Source organism: Kitasatospora sp. NPDC058478, assembly GCF_042720345.1.
In the GTDB taxonomy this organism is placed as follows: domain Bacteria; phylum Actinomycetota; class Actinomycetes; order Streptomycetales; family Streptomycetaceae; genus Kitasatospora.
The window spans coordinates 9690-14486 of the sequence record NZ_JBHXML010000120.1 but is presented as its reverse complement, the minus strand read 5'-3'; the positions used below and the strand labels follow the sequence as shown (position 1 = coordinate 14486).

The window sequence follows — 4797 nt, the reverse complement described above, 5'->3', positions numbered from 1 at the left end:
GTTCAGCGGCCGGTTCCAGTAGTCGGTGCCCACCCACTTGGCCGGGCCCAGCGACTCCGACACCCACCAGGGCAGGTTGAAGGAGTGAGCGGTCAGCTCCTCCCGCAGACCCCGGACGGCCGTGATCGCCTCCGTGCCGGTGAACGCCCACCCGGTCAGCTCGGTGAACCGCTCCACCCGGTAGGCCATCTCCAGGGCCCCCGCGTTGTCGCCCTCGGGACCGCGCGGGAACTCCTGCTCCCTCAGCCAGTCCACCACGGTCAGCCGGACGTTCCCGCCCTTGTGCCCGCTGTGCTCCAGGTTGGTGGTCGCCATCACCACGGGCGGCTGACCAGGGGCGAACGGCTGGTGCCACCCGGCCTCCACCAGGGAGACGAACGGCCTGGCCCACTTCCCGGCCGGGCCCTTCGGCGCGGCCCCGGCCTTCGTCCAGGCACTGATCCCCTTGTCCAGCCGCGCATCCGGCAGGCCGTAGCCCTCCCGCATGTCCGCGCCGATCAGCACGGTGATCTCGCCGCTGGGAGCGTGGGCCCGGATCGAGGCCACCAGCGCGGCCAGGTCGCCGGTCGCCTTCTCCGACAGCTCCGCGTGCAGCCCCTTGGCCATGCAGGAGGCCACCCCGCCGGACACCGACCACACGGTCAGCGACTGGGCCGCGCGCTCGACCTCCCGGCGCGACTTCTTCCCGGCCTTCGCGTACGGCCCGGCTGGGTTCGGCACCGTGGCCTTCGCCTCCCGGGCCTGCTCCGGCACGGAGGCCCGAACAGTGCCGGCCGCCGGGACGACCGGGGCCGCTTCGGTCGCGCGGGGTCGCTCCTCCTCCGCCTGGACCAGGTGGTCCGGCAGCGTCGGCATCGAGGGGAGAGGCAGGTCCGCCACGACCTCCGCCGGGTCCACGACCTCAGCGGCCGGGGGCTCGTTGCCCGGCCGGACGAAGACGTAGCACGCGACCTGGCCCACCTTCTTGCCCAGGTGCTCGCGCTTGGTCATGCCCTGCCGGGCGGAGTTGGTGGACTCCAGCACCAGGCGGCCATCGGCCCGCAGCTCCCGCAGACCCGACAGCGGCGCCACGATCCCGGAGGCGTTGGCCACCACCTTGAGCTTCTCCGACAACACCGCTACCCGCTCGGTCCCGCCCTCGGAGTACAGCACGCCGAACGCGCTGCTGATCTTGTCCACCGGCAGGCCGATGGACCCGCCGCCCTCGGTGGCGGTGGTGTACTCCTGCTTGGTCGGCCACAGCGCGGGGTCGGAGGCGATGGACTGCTGAATCGCCCGGATCAGCCGGTCGCCCTGCTTCATCGCGGCTTCGCTCATCTCGCCGACCAGCTGGTCCACGATCTCCTTGCCGCACCGCAGCGCGTTCGCCCGAAGGCCCTCGGTGCCGATCAGGCTCTCCAGCAGCGCGGCCCCGGCCACGGCCAGCGCGACCGCTTCCGCGATCCGGCCGGCCGCTCCCTCTTCCTGGGCCGCACCGAGGTCCCGCTCAGCCAGAGCGATCTCCCGCCACGCGCGCTCCAGGGTGATCTGTTCGGTCAGCCACCGGAACGGCCAGCCGTACGCCAGGTTGCTGAGGGTGGCCAGCCGGACGGCCGTCTTCTTGTCCGCCAGGAGCGGGCTCTCCAGCTCCACCACCCGGACGTTCAAGCCGCCGTTCTCGGTGGCCATCCCGAGCAGGGAGTCATTCCCGGTGCTCATCAGGGTTGCGTACCACTCGCCGGTGGACCGGGTGTCGCCGGTCTCCCGGTCGGTGGTGACGCGCTCCGCCCCCTCCGTGATGGAGAAGATCATGGCTTCGTACTCGCGGGCCGTCTTGCGCCCCTGCATCCCGATTTCGTCCCGGAACGCGGGCAGGGTGCCGAGCTTCACCAGGCTGGCCGTCAGCGCGACCGGGGCCATGTTCCACTTCGTGGTCACCCGCTCCTGCGGCCCGTACAGCGAAGCGGCGGTCCGCAGGATGGTGGACTTGCTCCCTGAGCTGGAGCCGTTCGCGTGCCAGATGGTGGCCTGCCGACGGAACGGCCGGACGTAGGAGCCCGCCAGCGCGGCCCCGACGTACAGCGCGGCCTTCCGGCTCTCGGGGCGGGACAGAATCTCGTTGATCTTGTCCCAGACCTCCCTGGCCTCCTCCTCCGTGCACGGGCTCACGATCCCGTACCCGGCCGGGCCGACGTCGGCCGGCGGCATCTGGAGACCGGAGTCGGTCCAGGTCGGAGCACCCTCGGTACGCGGCGCGTCCTCAGCGACCGCCAGCACGGCGGTGCCGATCGCCTTGAGCACGGCGTCATCCATCGACACCGGAACGTCCAGCATGATCGCCCACTGGCCGTTCTTGAGGTCGGCCCGGGTGCACAGCGCGCTGACCTTCGAGGCCGGGTCCAGCTTGAGCCGGTACATCAGGGTCCGCCGCTGGCCGTTGCCGTTGCGCTTCACCACTACCTCGGTGACGAACGGCAGGATGCCCATCGGCCGCCAGTGCTGAGTGTCGCCCCGGCCAGACAGCATGTAGACACCGCGCGGGTACTCCCCCGCGCCGATCGAGTAGGACCACTCACCGCGGCTTACCTCGATCGCGGGACCGGGGCCGAACATCACCCGGTCGGTGGTGGTGGCGGTCTCGTTCGACTCGCCATGTGCCATCTGCGGCACGGATCACTGCCCTTCCGGCAGAGTCCGTCTCCCGCTCGGGGTGAACCCCCGCTAGCATGGGAACCGACTCTGCCACGTTGGTGGCGTTTCGTGGACCGAAGCTCTCCGGCCGCCTGACGTAGGACTCAGGTGGATCGACCGGGGGGCTTTCGGTGTTTCTGCGGTACCTCTCTTGATCACGCTATCCGCCAGGCGGCTGAATTCAAGCGCCTTATGCCTGTGGACAAAGATCGTGGTGCTCAACGAGCCGACACCCGAAAGAGTGCAGGTCCGTGACCTTCCCGGACCTGCTCAGCTCAGGTCGTAGTCGTAGCTCGACTGCCGACCCTCACCCGCGATGCTGACGCCGTACTCGACCACGGTCCCATCGGCTGTGCGGAGGATCGAAACCGACTCCTTCACAGCAGCGGGGAGGGTGATCCCAAGCAATTCGGCGTCCTCCTCCGTGGCGAGCCGGGCCGAGATCACGTCCTGGCCCTGGACCGCCTGGAGGCCGGTCTGCTGCTCAAGGTACGCCCAGGACCCGGCCTTGATCCTCTCCTGAACAAGGAGAAGAGGGGCAGCCTCCGAGTGGGTGCCGTCGTACCAACTGACCGACGCGCTACGGGGCTTGTCGTCCCGACCGAAGGTGATCCGGAGCCGCCGGATCGCGGGGGCGCCGGCCTCGATGCCCAGGGCGCTGGCCACGGAGTCAGGAGCGGGAGTCAGCTCTGCTGACACGATCCGGGCGTACTCGCCCTCGGTGTAGATCCTTCCGGTGAGGCGCACGGCCGTTGCCCGGTCCCTGCCGGAGAGGTGAGCCGGAAGCGAGACCACGTTGCCCCGGGCTCCGGGGGCGGGCTCGATGACTCGCTCGCTCCGAAGGGTAGCCAGCACCTTCTGGGCGGTGGCTCGGGACACTCCGAACTCGGTGGCGATCTCGCTGTCGGAGGCCACGCGGTCCCCCGGCTGTACCTCTCCGGCCTCGATGCGGGCTCGGATGCGCGCGGCGATCTGCTGGTACGGCGGCTGACGCTCGATGTCTGACATGCCTTCAGCACTCCTCTGCTGTCGGGTCCATTGGCTGGCCCTCACAGGCTATCCCACACACCGAATCTTTGGCTAGCCAACAGGCATTGACAATTGACTAGCCATCAGTGCATCTTGGTGGAGCACCGAACGAAGCCGAACCGGAACCCGGAACGGCAACAGCCCCGCACGGTCGGCTAGGACCAGCGGGGCTGTCTCGACAGATCAACTCGGCTAGGAGTGATCCACCGTGCAGACAGCTTCCCACCAGCGCGTTTCCGGTAGCAACCTCGCCCGACTGGAGGCGTTGTACCGGCTCCACAACGTCCACCTGGTCCGCTTCCTGGGCCGTCTGGTCAACCACGGTGACCAGGCCCTGGCCGAGGACTTGGCCCAGGAGACGTGGCTCCGGATCGCCAAGGCGGCCGGCACCCTGCGGGTCGAGGACGCCCAGGCGTTCGGCTTCATCGCGGTCGTCGCCCGGCACGTCGTGGCCGCGCACTACCGGCTCCGCCGCAACACCAGCGAGACCCCGACCGACTTCGACGCCACCGCGGCCGTTCACCCGGCCGCCGGACCGATCTCGGTCCCGGCCCCGGTCCTCCCGGACAGCTACACCAGCGTGATCGCCCAGCTCCCGCCGCAGCAGCGAGCCGTGCTCCTCCTTCGCCTGGAGGGCCTGAGCCACCGGGCGGTCGCGTCCCACATCGGCAGCCACCACCGGACCGCCCAGAACCGCATCGCGGAGGCGGTCACCTCCCTCCGCCCCGCCGTGACCCAGCTCCTGGCCGGGTGACCCAGTGGACAGCGCCGCCTTGGCCCGACTCCAGGCCGAGCAGGTGGCTCAGGCCGAGCGGGCCAGGCAGGCCGCCGCCGCCCAGGCCGAAGCCGCCGCCCGGCTCCAGAAGCTCCAGCAGCAGATCAGCGATCACCTCAGCCACTGACCAGGAGGTCACGACCATGAGCCACGAGCCCGAGCACTACACCGCCGGTGAGGCCGCCCGTACCGCCGGATGGATCGGCGTCGCCGTCCTGACCACCCTGGCCGGTCGCGGCCACGGCTTCGCCGACAAGCGGATCACCAAGCTCCAGGCCGCCGCGAAGGAGCGGGAGGAGCTGGAGAAGGCCGCCGCCGCTACG

5 protein-coding genes are annotated in these 4797 nt (G+C 70.1%); 3 read left to right on the top strand and 2 right to left on the bottom strand.

The genetic code is table 11. From position 1 onward, the window contains the following. Positions 1-2640, bottom strand: a 2640-nt coding sequence (locus ACFWPT_RS39445; protein ID WP_380487802.1) for a DUF927 domain-containing protein, incomplete at its 3' end; no start/stop codon positions are given. A 300-nt stretch (positions 2641-2940) separates the two neighbouring features. After that, entirely contained in the window at positions 2941-3678 is a 738-nt protein-coding gene (locus tag ACFWPT_RS39440) for a GntR family transcriptional regulator (RefSeq protein ID WP_380487800.1), read from the bottom strand. 229 nt (positions 3679-3907) lie between these two features. Between ACFWPT_RS39440 and ACFWPT_RS39435 the strand changes: the two genes are divergently transcribed. The 3 genes from ACFWPT_RS39435 to ACFWPT_RS39425 form a co-directional block, all read left to right on the top strand. Next, positions 3908-4453, top strand: a complete 546-nt coding sequence (locus tag ACFWPT_RS39435) for an RNA polymerase sigma factor (RefSeq protein WP_380487798.1) — start codon at positions 3908-3910, stop codon at positions 4451-4453. A 4-nt stretch (positions 4454-4457) separates the two neighbouring features. Then, positions 4458-4601, top strand: coding sequence for a hypothetical protein (locus ACFWPT_RS39430; protein WP_380487796.1), 144 nt, complete (start codon positions 4458-4460; stop codon positions 4599-4601). Positions 4602-4617: 16 nt separating this feature from the next. Beyond that, the coding region (locus tag ACFWPT_RS39425; protein WP_380487794.1) for a hypothetical protein at positions 4618-4797 on the top strand (180 nt) is incomplete at its 3' end.

Bases quoted from the DNA above. Each gene is read 5' to 3' on its own strand.
- ACFWPT_RS39440 (WP_380487800.1), bottom strand. From the start codon at position 3,678: ATGTCAGACATCGAGCGTCAGCCGCCGTACCAGCAGATCGCCGCGCGC.